Source organism: Acetobacter fabarum, assembly GCF_040702925.2.
Taxonomy (GTDB): domain Bacteria; phylum Pseudomonadota; class Alphaproteobacteria; order Acetobacterales; family Acetobacteraceae; genus Acetobacter; species Acetobacter fabarum_B.
In genome coordinates, this window is record NZ_JBFCXX020000005.1 from 86,673 (window position 1) to 112,925 (window position 26,253).

The 26,253-nt window shown below is 59.5% G+C and carries 27 protein-coding genes, 1 other RNA gene and 1 pseudogene; 12 read left to right on the plus strand and 17 right to left on the minus strand.

Features of this window, described 5'->3' with window-relative positions:
- Positions 1-37: 37 nt before the first annotated feature.
- The 3 genes from AB2L51_RS05825 to AB2L51_RS05835 are packed head-to-tail and all read right to left on the minus strand — an operon-like array spanning position 38 to position 2,087.
- Positions 38-622 (minus strand): thiamine phosphate synthase, encoded by a 585-nt coding sequence (locus tag AB2L51_RS05825; RefSeq protein ID WP_395581685.1) that lies wholly within the window; start codon positions 620-622, stop codon positions 38-40.
- 38 nt (positions 623-660) lie between these two features.
- Positions 661-1,575 (minus strand): class I fructose-bisphosphate aldolase, encoded by a 915-nt coding sequence (locus tag AB2L51_RS05830; protein WP_166114481.1) that lies wholly within the window; start codon positions 1,573-1,575, stop codon positions 661-663.
- Positions 1,572-2,087, minus strand: a complete 516-nt coding sequence (locus AB2L51_RS05835) for a hypothetical protein (protein WP_395581686.1) — start codon at positions 2,085-2,087, stop codon at positions 1,572-1,574. The genes AB2L51_RS05830 and AB2L51_RS05835 overlap by 4 nt, the downstream gene beginning before the upstream one ends.
- A 55-nt stretch (positions 2,088-2,142) precedes the next feature.
- Here AB2L51_RS05835 and AB2L51_RS05840 point away from each other — a divergent pair, with 55 nt between their 5' ends.
- The 5 genes and pseudogenes from AB2L51_RS05840 (at position 2,143) to AB2L51_RS05860 (ending at position 4,367) form a co-directional block, all read left to right on the plus strand.
- Positions 2,143-2,439, plus strand: coding sequence for a hypothetical protein (locus AB2L51_RS05840; RefSeq protein WP_166114487.1), 297 nt, complete (start codon positions 2,143-2,145; stop codon positions 2,437-2,439).
- Between the two features lie 4 nt (positions 2,440-2,443).
- Positions 2,444-2,632, plus strand: a pseudogene (locus AB2L51_RS05845) (cell division protein ZapA); the annotation flags it as partial.
- Between the two features lie 159 nt (positions 2,633-2,791).
- Positions 2,792-2,947: non-coding RNA, 6S RNA (gene ssrS / locus AB2L51_RS05850), on the plus strand.
- Positions 2,934-3,518 carry a 5-formyltetrahydrofolate cyclo-ligase gene (locus AB2L51_RS05855; RefSeq protein ID WP_395581687.1) on the plus strand — a complete coding sequence of 195 codons (585 nt, stop codon included), beginning with the start codon at positions 2,934-2,936 and terminating at the stop codon, positions 3,516-3,518. The genes ssrS and AB2L51_RS05855 overlap by 14 nt, the downstream gene beginning before the upstream one ends.
- 33 nt (positions 3,519-3,551) lie before the next feature.
- On the plus strand, positions 3,552-4,367 hold the full coding sequence (locus AB2L51_RS05860; protein ID WP_395581688.1) for a TIGR00282 family metallophosphoesterase: 816 nt from the start codon (positions 3,552-3,554) through the stop codon (positions 4,365-4,367).
- A gap of 70 nt (positions 4,368-4,437) precedes the next feature.
- Here AB2L51_RS05860 and AB2L51_RS05865 read toward each other — a convergent pair whose 3' ends face one another.
- The 3 genes from AB2L51_RS05865 to AB2L51_RS05875 are packed head-to-tail and all read right to left on the minus strand — an operon-like array spanning position 4,438 to position 6,790.
- Positions 4,438-4,839 (minus strand): NUDIX hydrolase, encoded by a 402-nt coding sequence (locus AB2L51_RS05865; protein WP_395581689.1) that lies wholly within the window; start codon positions 4,837-4,839, stop codon positions 4,438-4,440.
- Positions 4,840-4,844: 5 nt separating this feature from the next.
- Positions 4,845-5,711, minus strand: coding sequence for a TIGR01459 family HAD-type hydrolase (locus tag AB2L51_RS05870; RefSeq protein WP_395581759.1), 867 nt, complete (start codon positions 5,709-5,711; stop codon positions 4,845-4,847).
- Between the two features lie 5 nt (positions 5,712-5,716).
- Positions 5,717-6,790 carry a quinone-dependent dihydroorotate dehydrogenase gene (locus AB2L51_RS05875; RefSeq protein WP_395581690.1) on the minus strand — a complete coding sequence of 358 codons (1,074 nt, stop codon included), beginning with the start codon at positions 6,788-6,790 and terminating at the stop codon, positions 5,717-5,719.
- Positions 6,791-6,954: 164 nt separating this feature from the next.
- On the opposite strand from AB2L51_RS05875, the gene AB2L51_RS05880 reads away from it, so the two are divergent.
- The 3 genes from AB2L51_RS05880 to AB2L51_RS05890 all read left to right on the plus strand — a co-directional run bounded on the left by AB2L51_RS05880 (position 6,955) and on the right by AB2L51_RS05890 (position 10,220).
- The gene (locus AB2L51_RS05880) at positions 6,955-7,554 is read left to right on the plus strand and encodes a hypothetical protein (RefSeq protein ID WP_395581691.1); all 600 of its coding nucleotides are present in this window, start codon (positions 6,955-6,957) and stop codon (positions 7,552-7,554) included.
- A 105-nt stretch (positions 7,555-7,659) separates the two neighbouring features.
- On the plus strand, positions 7,660-8,739 hold the full coding sequence (gene dinB / locus AB2L51_RS05885; protein WP_395581692.1) for a DNA polymerase IV: 1,080 nt from the start codon (positions 7,660-7,662) through the stop codon (positions 8,737-8,739).
- A gap of 521 nt (positions 8,740-9,260) precedes the next feature.
- Positions 9,261-10,220, plus strand: a complete 960-nt coding sequence (locus AB2L51_RS05890; protein ID WP_395581760.1) for a transporter — start codon at positions 9,261-9,263, stop codon at positions 10,218-10,220.
- Positions 10,221-10,585: 365 nt separating this feature from the next.
- Here the strand turns inward: AB2L51_RS05890 and AB2L51_RS05895 are convergent, their stop codons facing one another.
- From AB2L51_RS05895 to AB2L51_RS05910, 4 genes are all read right to left on the minus strand, one after another.
- Positions 10,586-13,327 carry a M16 family metallopeptidase gene (locus AB2L51_RS05895; protein ID WP_395581693.1) on the minus strand — a complete coding sequence of 914 codons (2,742 nt, stop codon included), beginning with the start codon at positions 13,325-13,327 and terminating at the stop codon, positions 10,586-10,588.
- A 42-nt stretch (positions 13,328-13,369) separates the two neighbouring features.
- Complete coding sequence (locus AB2L51_RS05900) at positions 13,370-14,029, minus strand: 2OG-Fe(II) oxygenase family protein (RefSeq protein ID WP_395581694.1); 660 nt, start codon at positions 14,027-14,029, stop codon at positions 13,370-13,372.
- 78 nt (positions 14,030-14,107) lie between these two features.
- Positions 14,108-16,366, minus strand: coding sequence for an excinuclease ABC subunit UvrB (gene uvrB, locus AB2L51_RS05905; protein ID WP_395581695.1), 2,259 nt, complete (start codon positions 16,364-16,366; stop codon positions 14,108-14,110).
- A 166-nt stretch (positions 16,367-16,532) separates the two neighbouring features.
- Entirely contained in the window at positions 16,533-17,516 is a 984-nt protein-coding gene (locus AB2L51_RS05910; RefSeq protein WP_395581696.1) for an aldo/keto reductase, read from the minus strand.
- A gap of 125 nt (positions 17,517-17,641) precedes the next feature.
- On the opposite strand from AB2L51_RS05910, the gene AB2L51_RS05915 reads away from it, so the two are divergent.
- Positions 17,642-18,121, plus strand: coding sequence for an NUDIX hydrolase (locus AB2L51_RS05915; RefSeq protein WP_408874555.1), 480 nt, complete (start codon positions 17,642-17,644; stop codon positions 18,119-18,121).
- 123 nt (positions 18,122-18,244) lie between these two features.
- Here AB2L51_RS05915 and AB2L51_RS05920 read toward each other — a convergent pair whose 3' ends face one another.
- From AB2L51_RS05920 to AB2L51_RS05950, 7 genes are all read right to left on the minus strand, one after another.
- On the minus strand, positions 18,245-18,751 hold the full coding sequence (locus tag AB2L51_RS05920) for a disulfide bond formation protein B (protein ID WP_395581697.1): 507 nt from the start codon (positions 18,749-18,751) through the stop codon (positions 18,245-18,247).
- Positions 18,748-20,091, minus strand: coding sequence for an alpha,alpha-trehalose-phosphate synthase (UDP-forming) (locus tag AB2L51_RS05925; protein ID WP_395581698.1), 1,344 nt, complete (start codon positions 20,089-20,091; stop codon positions 18,748-18,750). Before AB2L51_RS05925 ends, AB2L51_RS05920 begins: the two co-directional genes overlap by 4 nt.
- 3 nt (positions 20,092-20,094) lie before the next feature.
- Positions 20,095-20,838 (minus strand): trehalose-phosphatase, encoded by a 744-nt coding sequence (gene otsB, locus AB2L51_RS05930; RefSeq protein WP_395581699.1) that lies wholly within the window; start codon positions 20,836-20,838, stop codon positions 20,095-20,097.
- Positions 20,839-20,930: 92 nt separating this feature from the next.
- Complete coding sequence (locus tag AB2L51_RS05935; protein WP_395581700.1) at positions 20,931-21,590, minus strand: DUF2155 domain-containing protein; 660 nt, start codon at positions 21,588-21,590, stop codon at positions 20,931-20,933.
- Positions 21,587-21,820: a hypothetical protein gene (locus tag AB2L51_RS05940; protein WP_395581701.1), complete on the minus strand. Its 234-nt coding sequence runs from the start codon at positions 21,818-21,820 to the stop codon at positions 21,587-21,589. The genes AB2L51_RS05935 and AB2L51_RS05940 overlap by 4 nt, the downstream gene beginning before the upstream one ends.
- A 32-nt stretch (positions 21,821-21,852) precedes the next feature.
- Positions 21,853-22,389 (minus strand): outer membrane lipid asymmetry maintenance protein MlaD, encoded by a 537-nt coding sequence (gene mlaD, locus AB2L51_RS05945; RefSeq protein WP_166114524.1) that lies wholly within the window; start codon positions 22,387-22,389, stop codon positions 21,853-21,855.
- Between the two features lie 56 nt (positions 22,390-22,445).
- Positions 22,446-22,826: an NADH:ubiquinone oxidoreductase subunit NDUFA12 gene (locus AB2L51_RS05950; RefSeq protein ID WP_166114527.1), complete on the minus strand. Its 381-nt coding sequence runs from the start codon at positions 22,824-22,826 to the stop codon at positions 22,446-22,448.
- 178 nt (positions 22,827-23,004) lie between these two features.
- Here AB2L51_RS05950 and AB2L51_RS05955 point away from each other — a divergent pair, with 178 nt between their 5' ends.
- From AB2L51_RS05955 to AB2L51_RS05965, 3 genes are read left to right on the plus strand one after another with little or no spacing between them, the layout of a single operon-like run.
- Positions 23,005-24,552: a TSCPD domain-containing protein gene (locus tag AB2L51_RS05955; protein WP_395581762.1), complete on the plus strand. Its 1,548-nt coding sequence runs from the start codon at positions 23,005-23,007 to the stop codon at positions 24,550-24,552.
- A gap of 35 nt (positions 24,553-24,587) precedes the next feature.
- Entirely contained in the window at positions 24,588-25,049 is a 462-nt protein-coding gene (locus AB2L51_RS05960; protein ID WP_395581702.1) for a RidA family protein, read from the plus strand.
- Between the two features lie 17 nt (positions 25,050-25,066).
- Entirely contained in the window at positions 25,067-26,227 is a 1,161-nt protein-coding gene (locus AB2L51_RS05965; RefSeq protein ID WP_395581703.1) for a GNAT family N-acetyltransferase, read from the plus strand.
- The last annotated feature ends 26 nt before the right edge of the window (positions 26,228-26,253 follow it).

Sequence of the window (26,253 nt, forward strand, 5' to 3'; positions counted from 1 at the left end):
ATACCGCCGCCATACGGCGCAGGGCTACTGGCTGGGCTTAAAAAGTCCACGGGGCGGGGTCATCCCACCAACTGGTATCGGGCATGACAAAATCCGTATCACACCCGGCCAGCGCACGGGCATCTTCGGGTGTTGCGGCGCAGGCTACGGCGGGCAGTTCCATCATCATGCACCACCACTGGGCCAGAGCCAGAACAGCCTGCGTGTCCTCCGCATTCTGTGCAGCATCCGGGGCAAAGCAGACGTAATCCGCCCCTTCCTCCCCCGCGCGCATGGCACCGTCGCGGCTGCTGCCTACGGCCACACCAAGTTGCAGTTCATCACCAATCTGGCGTCGTACATCGCGCACACTGGCCGCAGTATAGGACTGGGAGAGATGAACCCCGTCACACCCGGTCTGCGCAGCCAGTTCGGGTGCGTTTTCCAGCATAAGGGCAATACCCTTATGCTGCACAAGCGGGCGAATAGCCCCGATCAGGGCTATGGCTGCGGCAGGGTCCATGCCCTCCACCAGACGCAGCAGCAATGCTGCTGGCTGGTGGTTGGCCAGACGCTGCTCCAGCACAGGCAAAAACGCATCGGCATACAAGAGCGCAGGCGTCACAAGATAAAGGTCCGACACTGCGACTATCCTTTCCGCACGATGCGCATTTACGGGGCTCAGTTCTTGAAGATGGTGATAATCTGGTCGAGCAGGGCCAGCGCTTCTGCCTTGGGGCGCTGGAACACGTTACGACCGATAATGGAGCCAAAGCCACCACCATCATGGATACCCTGAATGGTGGCCAGCAGGTTGTCCGTGCCGGTGTGTTCACCACCGGAGAAGATGACAATCCGACGGCCGGCAAAGCTGGACTGCACAACATGGTTGATGCGCGCGGCAAGCGTTGCCACATCAACCTTGTTCTTTTCGTACACCGGCTTGCAGGCATCCAGTGCCACAACGTCGGTCGGGGGTTTGACCTTGATGATGTGGGCACCACACAGGGCGGCCATATGGGCGGCATAGGCGCATACGTCTACCGCTGTCTCGGCCTTCTTGTCCAGCGCCGGACCACGCGGGTAGCTCCATACGATCACGGCCAGACCCACGGACTTGGCTTCAGCCGCCAGTTCACGCAGTTCTTCCATCTGGTCGAAGCAGTATTCGGAGCCGGGATAAATGGTAAAGCCGATGCCCGCACAACCCAGACGCAGCGCATCCGCCACGGTGCCGGTAACGGCCTGATCTTTTTCGGTCGCAAGGCTGTTGGAACTGTTGCACTTGAGAATAAGCGGAATTTCACCCGCAAAGGTCGCGGCTCCACATTCGAGCATGCCAAGAGGAGCGGCATAGCCATTCAGCCCGGCTTCGATCGCAAGCTGGAAGTGGTAGTGCGGGTCATAGGCGGCCGGATTGGCTGCGAAAGAGCGGGCAGGACCATGCTCAAACCCCTGATCCACCGGCAGAATGACCATTTTGCCGGTTCCACCCAGCTTGCCAGCATTGAGCAGGCGGGCCAGATTCGTCTTTGTACCGGGGTTATCGCTCTCATACTGGTTGAGAATAGCCTTAACCTGCGGGGTAAGCGTCATGGGGAACAGTCCTTCTTTTGCCTTGTGTCCGGCGCATTATTTTCCGGATGCTGGTGTTGGCAATAACCGTGGGCGAAATACCCGACAAGAGACGATATGACACTTAACGGCATGATAAGGTTAAATGATGGCGGGCGTTGTGGCAGAAGTGTCGCTTTTTCCTGTGCATACAAGGCCCGGATTGTCTCATATTGTGGGTTTTGCGGGCAAAGAATGGCAGTTTGCTGGCCACAACGCAACGCCATGAGCGCACCTGCAGGACTACTGTCACAATCGAGCACATGCACAAAAGCCTGCCGGGCCGATTCTGCGGCATCGTTCATCAGGGCATGCCACCAGCCAACACCCATGTATGCCACCGCACCAGGGGGGGAGAGCAGGCCAATGCAGCCCCCATACTCCGCCAGCCCCGCCGCACGCAAAGCCACATGCACACCAGCACGGTCATGGACGCACACATAGCGGATACCCGTGGCAGAAGATGAGAAAAGTGGCCTGTTTTCCGTGAGCATGCTTGACGCAATCGCTTTTGCAGGTGATTCCTTACCCCAAGAGAAGGGAAAAAGAATGCAGGATCAAGACGTGGAGCCGCACTCACCCCAAGGCAACAGCTATGCCAGCATGCACACCCGCGCAAGACCTGCGGAAGAGGCCATTACCCGGCTGGACCGTGCGTTGCAGCGTATTTCCTTTGCTCTTGATAAGCAGCAGCAGACAAAACGGAACCGTCCGGAAACCAACCGGGAGGAACTGCTGGCCAACATAGATGCGCTGATCATGCGCGTGCGCGACATTCTGGACCAGACAGGCCAGGCCACACCCGGCCACGACCCGCTCCTGCCCCGGCATGAGGAAGGGAACTGAACCCATGGCGCTTGTTTCAGTCAATATCAACGGTCACAGCTATACGGTCGGGTGCGAAAACGGGCAGGAACGCCACGTTCAGGCCATGGCGCATCAGGTTGAGCGCCGCGTGCAGCAGGTCCGCAATCTGGGATTCAGCGGTGAAAGCCGCGTGCTGGTTCTGGCCGCACTGCTGATGGCGGACGAAATTCAGGACCTCTCGGGCAGCCGTGTGCCAGAGAGCACGGCACTGGCGGCTCTGGACGCAGAACGCCTGCGGGCGGAACTGGCCCTGACCAACACCCGGCTGGCCGATCTGGCCGATACTGCGGAATCTCTTGCAGCGGAGATGGAGCGCGCCTACATAGAAGATGCGGGGCTGCCCGACGCGTGAGGCAAGTCATCCCCTGGGCCGATAAGCACTTCCTAGGGAGCTGGCTCTGTTGTGGCCCTGGTCACATTACCCGGCGCCCACCTGCACTAGCAGGTCCTGGAGGTTGAAAGACCCACGGTCCATGGTGGCTCCGCACACTCCCCTCCCCTGTAATGACCCGCCTGACATTGCGCAGCGCAAAAAAAACCTGCGGGTTGAATGCCTTGCAGCCATGCGTATGCGGGATTATGCGCGGGATTGGGGGATTATCCACCGGCTGGAGCCTTTACTGCGCGCAAGCACTGGCCCCATTGCCTGCGTGTGGCCACTCCCGCACGAGGTGGACCTGCGCCCGCTCTGCCACACTCTGGCGCAAGCGGGCAAAACCGTTGTGCTCCCCCAGACACCAGCGCGGGGCTCCCCGCTGGTTTTTCGCCAGTGGCAGCCCGAATCCACCATGCTGGCAGGCCGTTTTGGCACACACCACCCCGATGGCCCGATTATGGAGCCAGCTCTTGTGCTGGTCCCCCTGCTGGGGTTTGACCGCAGGGGCAACCGGCTTGGTTACGGCGGTGGTTATTACGACCGCACACTGGCCGCCCTGCCCCATGCCGCCAGCATAGGCTATGCTCCCTCCACACAGGAGGTGGCACACCTCCCCCGTGGCCCCCATGACCAGCCCCTGAACTGTATTGTAACCGAAAAGGAGGTTATTCGTTTTGGCTAACCCACCCCCCTGCACAGTGCGAAAGACCCACGCGTGAGAATTCTGTTTTTGGGCGATATTGTCGGCCGCACCGGGCGTGATGGCGTTCTTTCCCGCCTGAGTGGCCTACGCACGCAACTGGGGCTGGACCTTGTGGTGGTCAATGCGGAAAACGCAAGCCATGGCTTTGGCCTGTCCCCCGCCATTGCCACAACCCTGCTGCAAAGCGGCGTGGATGTGATTACTCTTGGCAACCACGCATGGGACCGCCGCGACCTGATCGGCCATATTGATGGCGAACCCCGCATTATCCGCCCGCTCAACTATCCGCCGGCAACGCCGGGGCAGGGGAGTGTGGTGGTGGCTCTGCCCGATGGCCGCAAGGCGCTGGTGGTCAATGTGATGGGGCGACTGTTCATGGACCCGCTGGACGACCCCTTCCGCTGCACCAACGAATTGCTGGGCAAGCACCGCATGGGTGCCACGGTGCATGCCATTGTGGTGGATATTCATGCCGAAGCCACCAGCGAAAAATGGGCTTTTGGCCATATGCTTGATGGCAGGGTGTCCCTTGTTGTGGGCACCCATACCCACACCCCCACCGCAGACCACCGTATTCTGGCCGCAGGCACTGCCTTCCAGACCGATGCCGGCATGTGCGGGGACTATAACAGCGTGATCGGCATGACCAAGGAACCCGCCGTTGCCCGCTTTGTGCGCAAAATGCCCGGCGAGCGGCTCCAGCCCTCCGAAGGTGAGGCCACTATCTGCGGCATTATGGTGGAAACGGACGATGCCACCGGTCTGGCCCGCCGCCTTGCTCCCTTGCGGCAGGGGGGATTACTGGCCCAGACTCTACCGGATTTCTGAGCCGGCAAGCACATCCGCCACAGGCAAACCCACCAGCTCACCGCGTCCTGCGGCGGGCTGGTGGCAAAGCCTATTCCACCTGCGCGTTAAATGCCTGCACGGCAACCTGTGTGGCTGTGGTTAACGGGTGTGGCAGGGCGTTCAGGGCAAACCACCCCAGACCATCGTGTTTATGTGGCTCGCACAGCCGGGGTTCGCCCCGTACGGGGCCTGTCCTGTAAACCGGGGCCACCCAATGCGTGCCTGCGGCACGGTCAATCTGGTCCACCACGCACAGGAGGGGACCGGGTTGCAGGTCCAGCCCCACTTCTTCGCGCACTTCACGCATGGCGGCCTGCGCTGCGGTTTCGAACAGGTCCACCTTGCCACCGGGTAAACCCCAGCACCCGGCCTCTGGTGCCTTGACCCGCCGGATCAGCAGCAGGCAGCCATCACGCAGAATGAACGCGCCACACCCAACCGCGGGCTGCACGGGTGTTACCACACCAGCCTGTGCACCGCAGCCGTTGGCCGCAGACCAGCCGCCTGAGCCTCGGCCGTAGCCAGAGCCATGTCATTCTCGACCATTTCCTGATGAATGCCCCCCAGAATCCACAGACTATCCACCCCTACCGAGGCAGCCCCCCTGATGTCTGTCCCCAGCGCGTCCCCAATGGCCAGAATACGTGTGCGGGGCACGTCCAGCATATCAAACACGGGCTGGTACACACCGGGATAGGGCTTGCCAATCCAGCGGACATCCCCACCCTGTTCGGCATAAAACGCAGCCAGAGCGCCTGCACATATCTGCCGGTTACCCCCTTTGACCACCACCTTGTCGGGGTTGGCGCAGATCATGGGCAAGTTACGGGCAAGGCAGGCGCGCAGTTCGGGCAGGTAGGGGTCCAGCGTTGCAACACCCCGCTCCAGATCCGGCCCTGTGTTCATCACAAAATCAGCCCGTTCCAACTCTGTTACGCGCCGGATGTTCAGTCCCTCGTACAGACCCAGATCATGCACACCGCCAATATGGAGCACCTTGTGACCAAGGCTGGCAAACCACGGGTCTGCCTTCTCCCTCATCTGACGATGGGTTTCCTGCCCGCTGGTCATGACCCCGTTATAAAGGGCGCGGTCCACGCCAAACCCTTCCAGCTGGGTGGCGATCACCGCAGCGGGCCGGGGCGCGTTGGAGAGCATGACAACCCGTTTGCCTGCATTGCGGAGTGCACGCAGGCATTCCAGAGCGCCGGGATAAGGGTTTACACCATCATGCACGGTGCCCCACAGGTCTATGATGTAGCCATCATACCGATCAGCCAGCGCTTCCAGCCCGGCAATCTGGGGGAGTGACCAGTCTGTTATGGTGCTCACAGGTCCACCCCACGCACATCATCAAGCGCTTCTATGCCTTGCGCGCGCATGATCTGAAGCATCTCCCGCTTGAGGCGGGCAATAAGGGCTGGCCCTTCATAAGCAAAGGCCGTGTAAACCTGCACCAGATCAGCCCCAAGGCGGATACGGTCCAGAATATCCTGCCCGCTCTCGATCCCCCCGCAGGAAACAAGAGCCAGACGGCCTGCGGCAATCTTGGCGACAAGTCGCAGCATCTGGGCCGAGCGGGCAGCCAGCGGACGGCCAGAAAGCCCACCGGATTCGCCCTTGTGCGCGCTACGCAGGCTATCGGGGCGGGCCAGTGTGGTGTTGTTGATGATCAACCCCTGCACACCACCCTGAATTGCAGCATCCACAATAGGGGCAATGGCATCGTCTTCCAGATCCGGGGCCAGCTTGACCAGCAGGGGCGGGCGTTCGGGGTGACGCGCTGCAATGGCGTCCAGAATCCCCTTGAGCCTTGCCGCATCCTGCAACCCGCGCAGACCCGGCGTATTGGGGGAAGAGACATTGAGCACAATGTAATTCACATACGGTTTGACCCGCGCCACAAGGGCCGGGTAGTCCCGCTCGGGGTCCGCACCGGTTTTGTTGATGCCAATATTGGCCCCCACCGGCACACCGGCCCCCCCTGCCCTGCCAGATGGCAGCGGCCGGGTCAGGCGCGCAAGGCGCACGGCAAAACGATCTATCCCCTGATTATTGAACCCCATGCGGTTGATAACCGCCCGGTCCTCCTCCAGCCGGAACAGGCGCGGCTTAGGGTTGCCCGGCTGCGGGCGGGGGGTCACGGTCCCGGCCTCGACAAACCCGAAGCCCAAACGGGCGAGCGGACGCAGTACGCGGGCGTTCTTGTCAAACCCGGCGGCTATGCCAATGGGGTTGGAAAAACGCATACCCAGCGCGCGCGTGGCAAGGGCCGGGTCGTCCTCGGGGCGCTTGAAAGGGACGGAAATGCCCAGCGTAAGGGCATCTATGGCAAGCTCATGCGCTTTTTCGGGGTCAAGTTTGCGCACAAGCGGCAGGGAGAGGGATGCTAGCACTGACATACCTTTTGTACTGCCCCAAGCCGCCCCCTAAGGAAAGAGAAAAAACCAGCCCTGCAAGCACACGATTATTGCCTAAAGTTTTACTTGCAACTAAGAGTGATTCTCATTTAATAATCCTCCATGACCGATAGCTAGGGAGGGAGGCGTTGCCTCCGGATCACGCCATGCAGCATACACCTGTGTATCTTACCGACCTTGCCGCAAGTGAACGGCTGACTCTGTGGACCATCCGCCGCCTTGCTGGAGCCCCTCCCCCCTGTGGGGCTGCTCCGGGTGCATCGGGCAGCCTGTTCCTGCCCTGCTTCCGGCAGGAGTTCATGGCTGTCTCCCAAGCTTTTCAGGATGCGCTCACCGACATGGCCGCGCATGAAATGCCCGCACTGGATATTTGCGCCGGCAGCACACTGGCCGTAACCGACACCGAGTATAATCTGCTCCTCGCCACCGAAGCCGCACAGAATGAGCGGGAAACGGACATGCAGGCCCTGCTGAGCCCCCTGCTCCCCTTTGCGCGCCTGCGCCAGCGCATGGTGGCAGCCCTGACTACTCTGGGCGCATGCCTTGCGGGGGCAGGCTACTGGCTCTCCCACCATGCGGCGCGCCCTTTGCAGCAGCCCGTAACCATGCCGCGCATGAGCCGTGCCGCCTACCCGGCAACCGCAGCTCTTTCCGTCGCGCGGTGGCATGATCTGGATATGAGCATCGCCCATTCGTGGCGTTATGCGCCCCCACGCCGCAATTTTGCGCAACACAACCCGGGTTAAGCCTGCCGGGCACGCCATAGCCAGAGAACTATGCGGGAGTGAGTCCGCAAGAATTGTTCTCTTTCTGTTCCATTCCAATGCGGTTCATGCCATAGTGGCCGGGTCATGCCTACGCCCATACGCCGCATCATCCACATCGACATGGATGCATTTTATGCATCGGTCGAACAACGCGACAACCCGGCCCTTAAAGGGCGACCGGTTGCCGTAGGCCATTGCCAGGAACGCGGCGTTGTGGCCGCCGCCAGTTACGAAGCCCGCAAATTTGGCGTGCGTTCCGCCATGCCCTCCCTCATTGCACGGCGCAAATGCCCCGAACTGGTTTTTGTTCCCCCACGGTTTGAGGCCTACAGGGCTGTATCGGCCCAGATTCACGCCATTTTTTCGCGCTATACGTCCCTTGTTCAGCCGCTCTCGCTTGATGAGGCTTATCTGGACATTACCCAGCCCTTGCTCCGCCGTGCCTCCGCCACCGCCATTGCGGAGGAAATCCGGGCCAGCATTTTTGAACAGACCGGGCTGACCGCCTCGGCCGGAGTCTCCTACAACAAGTTTCTGGCCAAGCTGGCATCGGACTACCGCAAACCCAATGGCCTGTTTGTTATTCCACCGGGCATGGGGGAGGCTTTTGTAGCGCCCCTGCCGGTTGGCACCTTCCACGGCGTAGGTCCGGCCACGGCCCGACGCATGAACAGTCTGGGCATTCATACCGGGGCAGACCTGCGCGCCTGTGCCCTGGATATTCTCAAACACCACTTCGGCAAGGCCGCCACGTTTTACCACGGCATTGCCCGCGGCATAGACAACCGACCTGTTGAACCAAACAGACCAAGAAAATCCCTTGGAAAAGAAACAACTTTTTTACAGGACCTGCACGCCGTCCCCGAGCTGGAACAGGCCATGGACAAACTTGTAACGCTGGTCTGGGCAGGCTGCCTTAAGCGCGAGATCAACGGGCGCACGGTCACACTCAAACTCCGCCATTCGGATTTTACACAACTGACGCGCAGCCAGTCCTTCCCCCAACCCATCCAGAACGAAGCCGCCTTGCGAGACGCCGGGAGCCGGCTGCTGGCCCCCCTGCTCCCCCTTGCCAAGCCCGTCCGGCTTTTGGGCATATCGCTTGCCGGGCTGAGTGTAGCGGGGCTGCCTGCGGCAGACCGTCAGCTTTCCCTGCTGCCATAAGACAGCATGCGCAGCATAATCCGCTGCTAGATTGACCATAACAAGTACAACACATAAAATGTTTTGATTTCAAAATGTATTAAAAGTCACAATTACCATACCACGAGGAAAAACCCTCAAAAATTGCGGACAAGTGACGACTACAGGGTAAACAACAAAACCTGATACCCTGCCTATACACTAATTTTGATCCCGCAAGCATCTTTACACCTGCGACAATTCAGGGCAACCGACACAGTTCCATTACAAAACAGTGTTCCTGCAAGGTTAGCTGAATGACTGCGCCCCCCTCCCCGTTTTCCAACATCGTACCCGCTGGCGCAGTCAAAGCCGCACACAAGCGCGCATGCGGGCACAAGGCCGGACCAGTACTGGCAGACTTGCCGCGTAGGGACAGGACGACATACGCCCCCATGAGGGTATCCCTGATGCAGCAGGCAAAGCGGCTTTTTGCCCGCACCTGCCTGTACGGCTCCATACACTGGCGTTTACCTGCCACCCTTGGCGTGCCAGCCCTTGCCATGGCCGCCACACCGACCTGGGCTGCGGATGCAAACAGCACCACAGCCACACGCGACCAGAGCGTGCAGGTGGCAAAACCCCAGTGGTACACTGGATCTCTCGTCTCCCCTTCGGGGGCCATGACCCAAAAGGGCATGATTGCGTGGGAACCTTACATGACCTACAGCCAGCCGGTGGGGCAGTTTAACAGCAATGGTGTCAGCCAGCCGCTGCACCCAAGGCAAAAGACGGTCAGTAACTTCACGCTGTATAAATACGCGATCACGGATGCCATCAGTATCCAGTTGACACCCGTTATCGAGTACCGCTGGAAAAAGGGTAACAACACCAGCAGCGGTTTAAAGTTTGGTGACCTGCCCGTGGACCTGATGTGGCGTTATGTGGATGCAGACCCCAAACACTATATACCCGCCCTGAGCGTTTTTGCGGGCATGGCCATGCCTACGGGGGATTATAACAGGCTTGGTCGCGCGCAGGATGGTGTGGGTGCTGGGACCTATACCTTTCGTCTGGCTTTGACAGAACAATCCACCTACACCCTGCCCGGCCAGCATGAGCTGCGGTTGCGGGTATGGAGCACCTTCCGGCGTGCGGTCACAACCGCACACCTGCACGACGTAACCAGCTATGGTACATCAGCAGGTTTTAAAGGCCGGGCACAGCCAGGCATGTATGGCGAGAGTGGTTTTTCGCTCGAATTCGGCATGAATCAGAAGTGGGTTCTGGCCCTTGATCTTGCACGGGACTGGTCCAACGGCTCCCATTTACGGGGCACAACCGCCACGGGCAAAAAGGTTGATACCGTAACCTCCCCCTCCGGCGACTGGCTGATTGCTCCTGCCATTGAGTATAGCTGGTCCCCCCGCTTTGGGATTATTGCGGGTGTATCCACTTACTTTGCTGGCCACAACACGGGTTTTAACGTCTCGCCCCAGATTGCGTTTAACAGCGTCTTCTAGCTGTCAGGTTGTGAGACATCATTGGCGTAATCAAGGATTTCGACAACCTGCATCATGACGTCACGACAAGCCGGTTTTCGCCCCCCTTCTGAGGAAGTCTTGAACCTGACTTCCATGATTGCATCAGAATTTTTGTTCACGACACACCAGAAATCAGGCTGTCGTTCATGACATTCAGCGTGAGACCGGGGCTTTTGGTCGGGATCACTGAGGCAGGCACTCGCATTGTAAAATGCAACTGGAGTGCAGGCGTTCAGTTCAGTTCAATTCAATTCAATTCAATTCAATTCAGTGCAGTGCAGTGCAGAACGGCGGAAAGAAAACTTTCCGCCGCCTGCATAAAATACCTTTATATTCTACGTCTTTTACAAAGACGGAGCAGGCCCCTTGACAATGGATGCCAGATCATCCGGGCGGATCCACTGACGGAATGCGGCCTGCACATCCGCACCGGTTGCATTGTAATAGGCCAATGCCCCGCGATCCGCATTATCCAGCGGCAGACCCAGATCGGTCAGATGCAGGTACTGGGCTGCAATCCGGTCCAGACTGGCGCGGGCCAGAGGAATACTCCGCAGAAGAGACGCCTTGGCCAGAGCCAGTTCATCATCCGAAGGAGGGGCTGACTGCATGGCCTTGATGTCCCGTACCGCCGCGGCCTGTGCCTTGCCGACCTTATCGGGGTCCGCGCCATAATTAACCGTGTACAGGCCACGGGTGCGCCCCCACTCAAACGCGCTCCCCACTGTGTAAACGTAACCGGTTTTAACCCGCAGGTCGCGGTACAGGCGGGAGGAGAACAGACCACCCCCCAGCACCTCATTCCCCAACTGGAGCATGAAGTGGTCGGGCTGGGCCGCAGTCAGCCCCAATGTTTCGGCCAGAACCACTTCATCCTGCACACTGCTCTTATCAGGCACCTGTGCGTGGGACGTTTTGCTTAGGGGCACTGCGGGCAGGTCAATATCGGGTGCGGGGCCATCGGCTTTCCAGCCCCCAAACGCCTGCTCCAGCACAGCCTGTGCTTTTTCCGGGGTTACGTCCCCGGTCACAACAATGGTTGTTCTGTCTGGCCGCCAGACTTTTTTGTAATAGGTCTGCACATCATCCCGCGTCACGCTCATGATGGATTGCGGTGTGGCCTCGCGCAAAGTGGAGTCTTTGGCGGGTAGCACAGCCATTTTTATGGCCCGGCTGAACAGATGGTCTGGCGAGAGCAGTTCCCCAGCCTGTGCCTGTGCCGTCTGCTGGCGTACAACCTGAAAATCCCTGTCCGCAAAAGCCGGGTGCAGCTCGTTATCGGCCAGCAGGGCAACACCTTTTGCAAAATCGGGTGTCAGAACCTGAAGGGAGAAGCTGCTCCCCGCACTTTCCCATGCAGGAATATCGTCCAGCGCTTTCTGGAAGGCCAGCCGGTCATACTGCGTGGTCCCGTAGGAGAACAGGGCTTCGGTGATATCATTCACCCCGTCCTGCCCTGCGGGCTGCTGGAGGGAAGGTGTCTGCCGGACCTGCCCGCTTAACTGAATGGTATGGCTGACATGGGCAGGCCAGACGATCAGCCTGATCCCGTTAGTCAGAGTGCTCACATAAGGCTGGGGAGTGGGTTCAGGCTTGTCCAGCGTGAGCAGGGCTTTTTCTGCCCAGTCCGGCAGTTTGACCGGTTTATCGGGGGAGGACGCAAAAGACTCAGCCCCGCCAAACCCTTTGCCCGACACAGGATTACCCGAACTTTCCGGTGTGAGCACGGCAGAAACCGCATGGGTCGGGTTAAGCAGGGTCGCTGCCAGTTTGTTCACCGCTTCTGGTGTTACGGCCTGATACGCAGCAACCAGATCCCCCGGTGCATCCAGCCCCTGAAAAGCCAGTGCCGTGGACCAGGTAGAGGCCAGCCCGCTGACCGAATTGGCGGCAAACTGCATTTGTGCAATCTCGCGCCGTTTGGCCGCTTCCACCAGATCAGCCGGAACACCATTCTTGCGAATAGCCTCCAGCACTCCCCTTATATCTGCCATGGCCTTTGTCGCATCCCCTCCCTTGGGGAACGCCGCCAGAGCCAGCCCAAACCCTGCTTCCTTTTTGGGGGCGTATTCAAACCCGGCAAACAGCGCCTTGCCCTGTGGCACAAGGTCGTACAATGCCCCACGCTGGCTGGCCAGCACATCGGACAGAATATCCACCGTGGCGTAATCCGCGGCGGAAGAGCCGGGCATGGGAAAGGCAAGGGTTGCAAACCCTACGGGGTAGTCCGTTGCCAGCGCAAGCGTTTTGGCTGGCGGCGGCACCGGAGAAACCTTGTGCCGTGCAGGCAATGTTTTACGTGGAACATCGTCAAAAGCATCTTCCACCTGTTGTAAGGCGGTAACCGGGTTTACATCCCCTACAATAACCAGAATGGCGTTGTTGGGCGCGTACCATTTTTCGTAAAATGCACGCAGGTCAGCGGCTTTTGTTTTATCAAACGACGGGCGCGTGCCCAGCGCATCATGCTCGTACGGTGTGCCCGCGAACAAAATGGCCTGCAACTGCTCAAGATAACGGTAGGCAGGGCTGGACAGATCGCGCGAGACTTCCTGCTCAATGGCACCCCGCTCCTTGCTCCAGTCTGCATCTGACAGGGTCAGCCCGTTCATGCGCAGGGCTTCAATCTTGAGCAGCACAGGCAGATCACGCGCCTGAGCGGTGTAAAAATACTGGGTAACATCCTCGGTCGTATCCGCATTATAGCTGCCGCCAAGGCGTGTGCCCACGGCAGCGAGCTGGTCCTTGTCCAGCCCCTTGCTGCCACGGAACATCATATGTTCCAGCGCATGCGCCGTGCCGGGAAAACCCTTTGGCACCTCGGCTGACCCAACCAGATAGTTGATTTCCGTCGTAACCACCGGTGCGAGCTTGTTGGGCACGATCACAACCCGCAAGCCATTGGGCAGGGTCGCCCGCACGACCTGAGCACTGCTGAGCGATGGTGGCACCAGTTCCGATGGCATGGACGGAGGTGCCGCCTGTGCAAACGCACCAACGGGCGAGAGCGCACTGCCACACAGAGCCAGCCCGGCAACCAAAGCGACACCACGCGCACGGGAGATGGTCGTTTTACGGAAAGTCATGAAAAATCCTGTGTCCTGTGGAAAACGGCAAAGGAAAAATGCCTAATACCCCATGGCAGGCAAGTGCAGCTTTTTGGCAAAGGCCGACAGCTTGTGCCGCCGCAGTTCGGAACGGGCCTTGGCATCCTCGGTCATGTAATTGAGCTGCACGGTATAACGTTGTCCCACAAACTGCTTGTGCCCGTGCCATGTGGTTGGCCCGTTGGGGAATATGAGCAGTGTGCCATCTACAGGCTGCACTTCCTTTGCATAGTCCTCGATATCATGCGGGCCACGCAGCAGGCGCAGGCAGCCTTCCTGCTTTTCCCAATGGGGACCTGCGGGATTCAGGTAGAGCAGAATGGTCACACGCTTGGCCAGAGAGTCCGTATGGATGCGGCCATCCTTCTCACGCGTGCGGCCACGAATGGTCAGCATGGAAGGGGCTGTATCCAGATCAAGGTTCAGCTTGCGGGCAATGATCTGCCGCATCTCCGGGCCTTCCATCTCCCGCACCAGCGCCTGCATCAGCGGGGTAAGCCCGAGCGATTGCGGAGGAAAAGACCCGCCCGAATGAATGGCAGGCAGACTGGCAAACAGTCTGGGCAAGTCATCCTGACGAATAAAGTGTGGCACCATAATATGCGTAAACGGCTCTGCGCAGACAGGAGCCTGCGTTAATGCCGCATAATCGGGCCGGATGGTGGATTCTGACGTGGTCATACCCTGTTGTCCGCAAAAGTGAACCTGTTAACCGCCGAAACGGTAGAAGGGTTGCGCGGCATAAACAAGAGCCAGCGGTTACGAGCGTCGTTTACTGCGGCCCTTTCCGGGTTTTGGCTCATACCCCCCGCCACCCGGCCCCAGGGGACGCGGGACCGGCTCTTTACCTGCCCCCTTGCGCCCCATCCCGGCTTTGGCAGCCGGGGAGGCAGGAGGCACGTCCAGCCCGAGTTGCAGGGCTTCCAGCCTTTTGATTTCATCACGCAGGCGGCCTGCCGTTTCAAACTCCAGTTCGGCCGCGGCATCGCGCATCCGCTTTTCCAGCCCGGCAATGGTCGCACTCAGGTCCTGCCCCACAAACTCGGCCACCCCGGTTTCTTTATCAGGAGCGATGGTCACGTAATCCTGCTCGAACACGGAGCCTACAATATCACCAATATGCTTGCGCACACTCTGGGGTGTAATGCCGTGCTCTGTGTTCCAGGCCATCTGCTTTTCCCTGCGGCGCGCGGTTTCCTCCACCGCATACGTCAGGGAGTCGGTCATTTTATCGGCATATAGCAGCACGCGTCCGTCCACGTTACGCGCAGCGCGGCCTATGGTCTGGATGAGCGATGTGCGCGAGCGCAAAAAGCCTTCCTTATCCGCATCCAGAATGGCCACGAGCGCACATTCGGGAATATCCAGCCCTTCGCGCAGCAGGTTAATGCCGATCAGCACATCAAACGCACCCATACGCAGGTCACGGATAATTTCGATCCGCTCCAGCGTATCCACATCGGAATGGAGGTAACGGACCCGAATACCGGCTTCGTTCATGTAATCAGTCAGGTCTTCGGCCATGCGTTTGGTCAGGGTGGTTACCAGCACGCGGCTACCCTTGGCTATGGTCTCGCGACATTCAGCCAGCAGATCATCCACCTGATGTTCCACCGGGCGGATGACCGTTACAGGATCGATCAGGCCCGTGGGGCGAATAACCTGCTCTACAAATACACCGCCCGTACGCTCCATTTCCCACGGGCCGGGTGTGGCGCTGACAAAAATGGTCTGGGGGCGAAACCTGTCCCACTCCGCGAAATTAAGCGGCCGGTTATCCAGACAGGACGGAAGCCGAAACCCGAACTCCGACAGAATGGATTTACGGGCAAAGTCCCCCCGCTCCATGCCGCCAATCTGGGGCACGGTCACGTGGCTTTCATCCACAATCAGCAACGCATCTTCTGGCAGGTATTCAAACAGGGTTGGCGGGGGATCACCCGGTTTGCGCCCGGAGAGGTAGCGTGAGTAATTCTCAATCCCCTTGCACACACCTGTTGTTTCCAGCATTTCCAGATCAAACGTGGTGCGCTGGTCCAGTCTTTCGGCCTCCAGCAGTTTACCTGCATGGGTAAACTCATCCAGCCGGGTACGCAGTTCGTGCTTTATGCCTTTTATGGCCTGGTTAAGCGTGGGGCGGGGCGTAACATAATGGCTGTTGGCGTAAATGGTGATTTCCTGCAAATCAGCCGTTTTATCACCTGTAAGCGGATCAAACTCGATGATGCCGTCCACCTCATCGCCAAAAAGAGAGACGCGCCAAGCCCTGTCTTCATTCTGGACAGGGAAAATATCCACACTTTCCCCCCGCACACGGAACGCCCCGCGTGCAAAGGCTGCATCATTCCGGCGGTACTGCAGTTCCACCAGACTTTTGATCAGCTTGTCGCGGTCAATCTCGCCCCCCAGTTCCAGCTTGACCACCATGCGGGAGTAAGTCTCGACCGAGCCAATACCGTAAATGCACGAGACAGAGGCAACAATAATCACATCATTCCGCTCAAGCAGCGCCTGTGTGGCGGCATGCCGCATGCGATCAATCTGTTCGTTAATCTGGCTGTCTTTTTCAATGTACGTATCAGAACGCGGCACGTAGGCTTCGGGCTGATAGTAATCGTAATAGCTGACAAAATACTCCACGGCATTATTGGGAAAGAACTGCTTCATTTCCCCATAAAGCTGCGCGGCCAGTGTTTTGTTGGGTGCAAGAATGAGGGTGGGCTTCTGGGTGGCCTCGATCACCTTGGCCATGCTGAAGGTTTTGCCCGAACCGGTAACCCCGAGCAGAACCTGATCGCGCTCCTGCCCTTCCACCCCCGCGACCAGCTCCTTGATCGCCTGCGGCTGGTCCCCTGCCGGTTCGTATTCGGAGACAACCTCCATCCGGCGCAAACGCGGGCGGGCTGCCTGCTGCTCCGGCACAAAAGTAACAGGCGGCAGGCTTGCTGCCCGCTCGCTCAGAGAAGCCCGTTTTTTGCCACGCGCGGGCGGCGCGGCGGAAGAAGATGAAGCACCCATGCCCACAAGATGGGCAACTCCGCTCCCCTATGCAAGAGAGCAGCGGTGACGATACGGCACAATTACACAATCCCGCATGCAGGAAGGGTATGGAGGATGTCCTTCCCGGCATTTGCGCCAGAGCAGCACCTGTGCCCCCACCATAGGCAGGGACACAGGCCCGGTTTTATGCCCGGGCAGGTGGCGCCATAAATTCCGGCCCCACAGGGTCGGTAATGGCGTTGTCCAGAATGGCATCAATGGCGGCCATATCATCTTTACTGAGTGTCCAGCCAAAGGCGTCCTGCACGCCGGTAATCTGCTCGGGCTTTCTGGCTCCCCACAGGGCAATGGTTGGGCCCCGGTCCAGAACCCAGCGAATAGCCAGAGCGAGCAGACTTTTGCCATGCTGCTCGGCAATGGTTTTAAGCCCTTCCACCGCCTTCAGATACTGGGCAAAGCGGGGCTGCTGGAACTTGGGGTCCACCTTGCGCAGATCATCCCCCGTAAACACGTGGTCTGCTGTCATTTTACCAGACAAAAGTCCCCGGCAGAGCGGACCATAGGCCAGAACAACCAGATTATTGCTTACGGCATAAGGAAGAATGTCTTTTTCAATCTCCCTCTCAAACAGATTATAGGGGGGCTGAATGGCCGCAACCGGTGCGAACTTCCGAAATTCATCCATCTGTTCGGGGGAGAAATTACTTAACCCGAGGGCGCGAACCTTACCGCTCTGCACGCTTTTTTCCAGTGCGCGCGCGGTTTCCTCAAACGGGGTTCTAGGGTCTGGCCAATGCACCTGATAAAGGTCGATATGGTCCGTGCGCAACCGCTTGAGCGATGCGTCCAGTTCCACTTCAATCCGTGCTTTTCTGCTATCACGGAATACGTGGCCATCCTGCCAGTCCAAGCCCACCTTGGTCGCCAGCACCACCCGGTCACGCCGCCCTTCCAGCGCCTTGCCCAGAATTTCCTCCGAATGACCAAACCCGTAGACCGGTGCCGTATCAATCAGGTTTATGCCAACATCGAGTGCCTTATCTATTGTTTTTGCGGCATTGGCATCATCAGGGCCACCCCACATGAAGCCACCCATGGCCCATGTACCCAGGGCAATACGCGAGGCCGGTTTGGGAATACCTTCAATTTTTATAAATTCCGCCGTCACGTTTACTCTCCTTGACTATGTTCTGCACCAACAGGCCAGTTACGGCACCATTGCCACACTTTCCCCATTAAACACCCTATCGGAATAGAGATGCAGTGTTTTACAGCAAAGATGGGTTGACCTGCATGCACACCCTCATAGACTACAGAGCCATGAATGCTGCCCCCGTCCCTGTGTTTCCCCGTGCTGGTGTGCTGGCCATTGTACGCCGTGGCTGCAATTTTCTGCTTGTCCGGCGCGCCAATGCTCCCGATGCGGGCTTATGGGGCTTTCCCGGTGGCAAGGTAGAGGGGGGAGAAACCTTTTTCCACGCTGCGGAACGGGAACTTCTGGAAGAAACGTCCTTACAGGCACATGCAACATCTTTGGTGGATGTCTTTGATAGCATGCATTACGCGCCCGATGGCGCGCTTGTCTTTCACTACCTTATTCTTGCCGTGCTCTGCACCGAGCCACAACCTGCCCTGGCTACCCCCATTGCGGGGGATGATGCGCGGGAGGTGCGGTGGTTCAGTTATGAGGAAATCGCCCGGCTTGGACCAAAAGCCAGCGCGCGCCTGCACACACTTGCCCAAACCATCATGCAGGCACAGACACCTTCCTGAAAAACCGGAATCCAGAACAACGCGCGCTGCATACGCCAGAACCAGACATCCACTTTTGAATGCAGGGCTTTTCAATAACGCATGGATCATGCGGAAAATATTCAGGAAAAACCTGAAAAAACCTTAAATCCAGTTGCTTTTTTTAATGCGTCCCATGCCCACACACAACCCGGCAAGCACAAGCAGTGCAAACACAGCCCCCATAACCGCCATGGAAACAGGCAGGCCGGGGATCAGATATGTAGGAGCATCGCACGGTTTGGATGGCACCAGCGGCATGGAGGCCCAGCGTTCAGCCAGTGTATGCCCCACAACATGAGCTGCATGGCAGGCAGGGAATGGACTTGGCCACCACCGCCACTCAACTCCCGCATGACAGATTGCAAGCCCTTCCGCCACAAGCAGGACTGGCGCACATAACCACAAGGCACCACGCCCCATGCGGGTTGGCAGCAACGGGGCCACAACCCCCAGCACAATCAGCACCCGCCAGGGCCAGCGTTCCCACTGACACAGCTCACACGGCATGATTCCAAGCCTGTGCTGCGTCCACCAGGCCACGCCAAGTGCGGCGAAACCAGCCAGAATCACAAAAAACGCAACCGTACTCAGCCGCATGTTTTTTTTCATGTCGTTCTTACCTCTGACATCGCCGCAATAAACGACCGTGCCCAGCCTGCCGCCGTCACCCGCCATACTTCCGCCCGCAGACGCTCCCAGCGCACCCGCCGCTCGGAAGCGGAGAGACTTAACGCCTTGTGCAGGGCGGCCGCGATTTCATCCGAATCATGCGGGTTGACCAGCAGGGCATCCTCCATATCCGCCGCAGCCCCGGCAAAACAGGACAAAATGAGCGTGCCGGGATCATCCGGGGTCTGGGCAGCCACATATTCCTTGGCCACAAGGTTCATCCCGTCGCGCAGAGGGGTTACAAGTGCTGCACTGGAGAGCTGGAAAAAGGCGGCCAGCAGTTCACGCGGGAGCGGGTGGGTCAAATAGCGCACGGGGGTCCAGTCGTATGCACCATAGGTGCCGTTAATATGCCCCACAATCTGGTCCAGTGCGGTCCGCAGGCTCTGGTATTCAGGCACACTCCCGCGTGAAACCGGCGTGATCTGAAGATACGTGACTTTGCCCCTGTATTCAGGATAGCGCTTGAGAAACGTATCATACCCGCGCAGCCGCTCCAGCAGACCTTTGGAGTAGTCCATGCGGTCCACGCCAACAATCAGCGGCAGACCACGCAGGTCCTGACGCAGGCGCTGCACCTGTGGCAGATTCTGCCCTTCACACGCACAGGCGGAAAAACTGTCCGGATCAATACCTATGGGAAAAACGCGGGCTTTGGCGGGAATCCCCAGAACCGCGAAAGCCTCATTCATATTCCGTGCATCATCCTCGGTCTGCACGCCAATCACATCATAAGCCCGTAAGTCGCGCATAAGGGCCGGGGCTTCCGGCAGGGCGCGCATCAGGCTCCACGGCGGGAAGGGAATATGCAGAAAAAAGCCGATCCGCGCTTTGACTTTTACATCACGCAGGGCCTTGCCAAGCGGGAACAGGTGGTAATCATGCACCCAGACCATGTCGTCGGATTTAAGCATGGGGGCCAGTCTGCTGGCGAACAGGGTGTTCACACTGGCATAAACCTGCTGGTCATGCCGATTATAGTTCATAAACCCGGCCCGGTAATGGCACAAAGGCCACAGGACAGCGTTGGAATATCCCTGATAAAACCCGTTATATTCCTTATGGGTCAACCCTATGGTGGCATAGGTTACGTGGCCCACCGTATCCACGCCAAGTGCCCTGTCCGCACCGTCTCCGCCTATCTGCTGGCCGGACCACCCAAACCACAGGCAGGGATGGTCCTGAACAGCAGCCCTGAGTGCCACAGCCAGACCACCCGCTGGCTGTTTGCGGTCACGTACTGCTGGTACCCTGTTGGAAACAATGACCAGCCTCTGCATGCCTCACCCCCGTCCCGCGACAAGGGACGCCAGCCAGGCCCTGAGTACCGCCGGTGTTGGAAAATCCGCAGGAATACGGAAGAAGGTCCCGCCCATACGGTGGACTGCGGCCATACCGTCCTCATCCGTTACGTCGTCCCCCACAAAAACAGGTTTACGCCCGGCAAAGGGTGCAGTTTCCATCAGCAGCGAGACAGCATAGCCTTTATCCACCCCGGTCGGGCGGATTTCCCATGCCATTTTTGCGGGTTGAAGCGTAAAGGCTCCATCAGATTCCCTGACCCAGCGCTCGGCTGTCTGGCGCAATACTTCGGCTTTTTCGGGGGCGGCGCGGTAATGCAGCACAAAGCCACCCTGCTTATGCTCCAGCCGTGTGCCCGGCAGGGTCGCCAGCAGATCGGAGGCCTGTACAAGCCAGCGCTGCGGCATGCCTGGCAGTACAGCGCGTTCAACAGGACCACCGGGGCGGTGGCGGATGGTCACACCATGTTCGCCCGCGACCGCAAACGGAACATCGCCCAGAAACTGGTCGATCTGGTCAATCGGACGGCCAGAAATAACGGCCAGCGCATCCCCACAGGCCGCCCGCAGGCGGGTTAAGGTTTCCAGCAGATCGGGAGGCACCACCACAGATTCGGGCGTTGGGGCTATGTCCACCAGTGTACCATCAAAATCCAGCAAAAAAGCGGTCTGGCTCAAAGGGGGAATTTTAAAACGGCTATCCTGCGCAAAGGAGGAACCAAACACAACGCACCTCTTTATTGTCTGTTCGCAGCGCTGGGCAAAACCCGCATGCCGTGTGTTGCGCTACGCAATGAATATGGTTTTTGTCCGCCGCCTTAATATGCTCCATCACTATCCGGCTGGAACGGATTGGCGTTATTCGGCGTAGCCGGACGCGGAGCAACAGGGGGTGCCACAGGAGGTGCTACAAGACCCGGCGGAACTGGCTGGGCAGGCAGGGTCTGCGTATTCTGGCCCGTACCTGCGCCACCATCAACCGGAGCCGCCTCTGGCAAAGGAGAGGGGACAATAGGCTTGGGCAGGGCAGGAAGGAACGGCGCCATGTCATCCCCTGCACATTTGACCATCCGCACATCATACACCGAACTTTCCAGCACCCCGATCCCCGGTTCGGCGGCCAGCATCCAGCCTTTAAAAGAGGCCCCGCCGGGATGTGTGTCCTGTATTTCCAGCCATGCGGCGGCATCGGGTGCCCGGGTTGGCGGGCGCTGGAGGCAGCGGCGGGCCAGAATATCCAGATTTTTGTAATGTATCGCCTCGCCCCCAACCGGCACGGACAAGACCTCCACATGGGCGTCCAGCCGGTCCAGAACGCGCACAACGGCTGTGCCCTTCCCCTGCCATGTACCAGCCGGGTATACGGCTGGGGGAGCCAATGGCGTACCTGTGGCACAGGCCACACCGCCATAACCAGCCAGCCCAAGCAGACCCGCGGCCAGCATACGGGCACACCGCCCCCGGAGTAGCAACATCATGCTCCCATCACCTTGGGAGAGGAAAGAGAGGTAACAAGCTCTGCCAGACGCTCACGCATAACCTGCTCACTGACCCCCATGAGCACCGCATCCTCAAACGCGTCGGCCAGAACCTGCTGCACTTCCTGCCAGTTTTCTTCCAGCATGCGCAGTTTTTCCTGGCACGTAACGGGTTGCCCGTCTTCTTGCGGCCATATGCGCAGCGCCGTCATTGTGTCCGCCTCAATCATATTCGTCTTGCTAAACCGGTTTTATGTCTGTTTCAGGGCAGATTTGCGCCATTACCCTCATTCTGCCCGGCTACGGCACTCTTGTTGGCGCGGGTCAGGGTATCCGTTACAGAGAAAATGAATTTACTCAGAAGCTGTTCCAGACTGATCGAACCCTGTGTCTGGCTGATGGTGCCACCTGCGGGCAGGGTTTTGTCATCCCCACCGGGGGAAAGGGCAATGTATTTGCCACCAAGCAGGCTGTCGCTGGTAATGATCGCCGCCGTATCCGCCGAGAGATGAATATCCGGGCGGACGGTAAAAACCACATGCGCCCTGAAAGTCTGCGGGTTTACGCTCTCGCTCTGCACGGTGCCAATCGTTACCCCGGCCAGCCGCACATCCGAGCCAACACTCAACCCGTCCACATGCGAGAAGTCGGCCCCAAGCTGGTAGCCCACCGTATCTGTCTTGCGGCCTTCGCCGACCACCGCTGCTGCCAGCATGCCTGCCAGAGCCACCAGCACGGCTGCGCCAGTCAGAAGCTCCGCCAGACTGCGCCGTGATCTTTCCGCCATTGCCGATGCCATGAACTACGTACACTCCCTGATAAGACAAACCACTCTAGCAGGGAATGTGCCGTAAATCACGCCTTGGGAACACCCTCGGGTGTCCATGCCTCATAATCACCGGTTGCGGGCGGGTGCTGGCCCGTTGCATACAGGCTGCCCTGCGGGTGATAGGCCTGTGCGGTACCCGTCATGTTGGCCTGATGGGGCAGCTGCCAGGGCTTGCGCTCCGCCTCGGCAATCGGGGCGTCAAGTGTATGATGCAGCCAGCCCCACCATTCCGGCGGCACGGCAGAAGCATCTTCGCCTTTCAGGTAGATGACCCAGCGCTCAGGGCGCTCCGTGCCCCCACCCTTGCGGGCCGGGCCGGTGGATTCGTAATAACAGCGGCCATCGGCATCCTTGCCAAACAGCCGACCCTTCCGGCGCGTATGCAGCCATGTTCCGAAATTTGCCATGGGAATGATGATAGGACTCCGCGCACCCCGCGGTCCATGTTTTATCGCAAATTCTCCGATCAACCGCGCGCGAGCGGGGAGAGACAAAAGTTATCCCCCATATCCTCACTTTGCAGGGTGATAACGGCGTGCCGGACGTGTTTTGTCGGGTTACGCAGCGTGTATGCGCAGCGGTAACATGCCCCTCATGACAACAGCCAGACGCCATTGGAACGGTGTGCTGATGAGCACACTGGACGCCGCAGCAGACCCGGACGCACCACTCCGCTCCGTAACGCTGCCCGCAGAGTGGGATGTGGATGCCGCGTCCGCACTTGCCCAGCTTATGCCGGGCGACGGCCCGCTTGACCTGCCTACTCTTGCATCACGCTGGATTACGGCCCTTGCGCTGGACGAGGCTTCTGCCCGTTCGCTGGTATGGCTGCTCCTGACACGTCAGGCCGCCCCGGTGGAAGCCGTGTGGCACTGCGCGTTCGACCGCCCTGCGGGCTTTGTGGTCAATCTGGCGGCCTTTGTCTCCCCCGGAGAAGGGTTTGCCGCGCGCACCTTTGTTGCCGCACTCAAGCTGATCTGCGCGGTACTGCGCCAGACGGCACGCAACATGGCCGACCAGCGCAATGGCGACCTGCTGCTGCCCGACCTGTTTGTACCCACCCCCTCCGCTGGCACGGATACCCCACCCATGCAGGCCGCAACAGCGGGGGACATCCTGCTGACCAACATGGATGCCTGCCTTGCCGGTGTTGGTCTGGATTATGATAGCGAAGATGGCCGAGCCGCCGCCTGCGCCATTACCGCACTGGCCACGCTGACCGCCCATGCGGGCCGTGGCCCGGAGTCCCTGCCCCTGCCCCCCGTACGCACCGTCCTGCCCGGACTGGGCGAGACCCTGCGCGCGGTCTGGAACGAAGCCGCAGTGGAAACCGATGCCCCTCTGGCCCCGATCGAAACAGGGTTTTCCACCCCCAACCCCGTAGATGGCCTGCTTGGTGTGGAAGCGTGCGGTCTGGCCCCTGTTTTTTCCATGCTCCGGCCTGATGGACGGCTGGCCAGCAGCACCCGGCAACGGCTGGATGCACGTGGCTTTACAGTGGAAACTGCGCTGGCCGCGGCCCTTGCGGGCGAGACTGTACTGCCCCAGCCCGGCCCCAAGGCGCATCTGGCCATGTACCGCGCGCTTACCGGCTTTGCGGACCGCATGCCCGCCCGCCCCGAAACCCTGCCCACCCCTGTCAAGCTCCGGCTCGAACGGGGCATGCGGCGGATTCTGCCCGCACGGCATGGTGGTTTTACACAAAAAACCACCATTGGCGGGCACCGCCTGTTCATGCGCACAGGGGAGTATGAAGACGGCACGCTGGGTGAACTGTCCCTGACCCCCACGCGTGAAAGTGGTATGGTGCGCGGGCTGATGGAAAGCTTTGGGGATGCCGTAAGCATTGGCCTGCAATACGGCGCTCCGCTGGAAGCCTATGTGGAAAACTTTGCCTATTCCTGCTTTGGCCCGGCTGGCACGGTAGAGGGCGACCCGGTTGCCTCCTACGCCACTTCCATGCTGGACTATGCATTCAGGGCCCTATCCGACACCTATCTGGACAGACGCCTGCCCGACGGCCCCCATCAGGACAGCACGTCCGAACCGGACCCGCTGCTCCCGCTGGACCTGCCGGATGGAGATGATACGCAACCCACACGCCCACGGCGCAACCTGCGTCTGGTCTGCTAGGTCCCGGTTTTTTACAAGGAACGGAACACAACGCCATGAGCACTCCCCAATCCCGTCTGGCCGAACTGGGTATTGACCTGCCCACACCCGCAGCCCCCGTGGCCAATTACGTCGCCTGTGTGCAGACAGGCTCGCTCCTTGTGGTTTCAGGCCAGTTGCCGTTGCACAATGGCAAGCTGTTCGCCACCGGCAAGCTGGGGGACGCCGTGAGTGTGGAAACAGCGGTGGAAGCCGCCCGTTACAGCATGATCAACGTGATCGCACAGGTTAAAGCCGCGGTGGGTGACCTCTCCCGCGTCAAGCGCGTGGTGCGTCTGGGCGGCTTTATTGCCTGCACACCAGATTTTACAGCCCATGCTTCCGTCATGAACGGGGCGTCTGATCTGGCTGTTGCCGTCTTTGGAGAGGCCGGACGCCACGCCCGCTCCACCGTTGGCGTACCCTCCCTGCCGCTGGATGCTCCGGTGGAAGTGGAAGGCCTGTTCGAGATCGCCTGACCAAGCGGAAAAAACTCATGGCTGACTGGTCCGTTACCCTGCACAACAGCATTCACGACATTCCCGCTGCGGAATGGGCGCAATGCGCAGGGCCGGACAACCCTTTTGTCAGTCATGCGTTTTTAAGCGCACTGGAAGACAGCGGCTCCACCGGCCAACAAAGTGGGTGGGTGCCACGGCATGTGTGCCTGCATGGCCCCGATGGGCAACTGGCCGCTGTCTGCCCCGCCTACCTTAAAGGCCATTCATGGGGCGAATACGTCTTTGACCAGGGCTGGGCCCGTGCGTTTGAAGCCGCAGGGGGCCGCTACTACCCCAAGCTCCAGATTGCCATCCCCTTTACCCCCGTACCCGGCCCCCGAGTGCTCCTCCACCCCGGTGCCCCACCGCAGACCACCGCCGTTATGGCTGATGCCCTGCGCCAGATCTGTGCGGATACGGGCCTGTCCTCCGCCCATGTGACCTTCTGCACCGAAGCGGAAAGTACGGCTCTGCACCAGCAGGGCTGGCTATCCCGCCTTGGCCTGCAATACCACTGGCACAACAGGGGCTATGCAACGTTTGATGATTTTCTGGCCACCCTCTCCGCCCGCAAGCGCAAGAGCATCAAACGCGAACGGCGGGATGCCAACGCTGCGGGACTGACATTTGAAACCCTGCAAGGAACCAGCATAACGCAGGCGGACTGGCAGGCGTTTTACCAGTTCTACCGCAATACGATCGACCGCAAATGGGGCAGCGCTTACCTGAGTGCCGAGTTCTTCCCGCTTATGGCGCAACGGCTGGGCGAGCGGGTCGTGCTTATGCTGGCGCGCAATGGCTCAACCCCCGTGGCCGCGGCCCTGAACCTGATGGGCACCCACACGCTCTATGGCCGCAACTGGGGGTGCGAAGGCAACTGGCCCTTCCTGCATTTTGAACTCTGCTATTACCGCGCCATAGATTTTGCCATTGCCCACGGCCTGCAACGGGTGGAGGCAGGTGCGCAGGGGGAGCACAAAATCCAGCGTGGCTACGAGCCAACCCTCACCCACTCCGCCCATTGGCTGCAAAGCCCCGGCCTGCGCAATGCGGTGGACCGTTTTTTGCAGGCCGAGCGCCCCGCCATGCTGGCCGAAGCACAAGCCCTGAGCACGTTAACCCCCTACAGGCAGGACCTCCCGCCCCAGAACCCCTAGCACTCTGGCCCTTCCCGGCCCCTTGG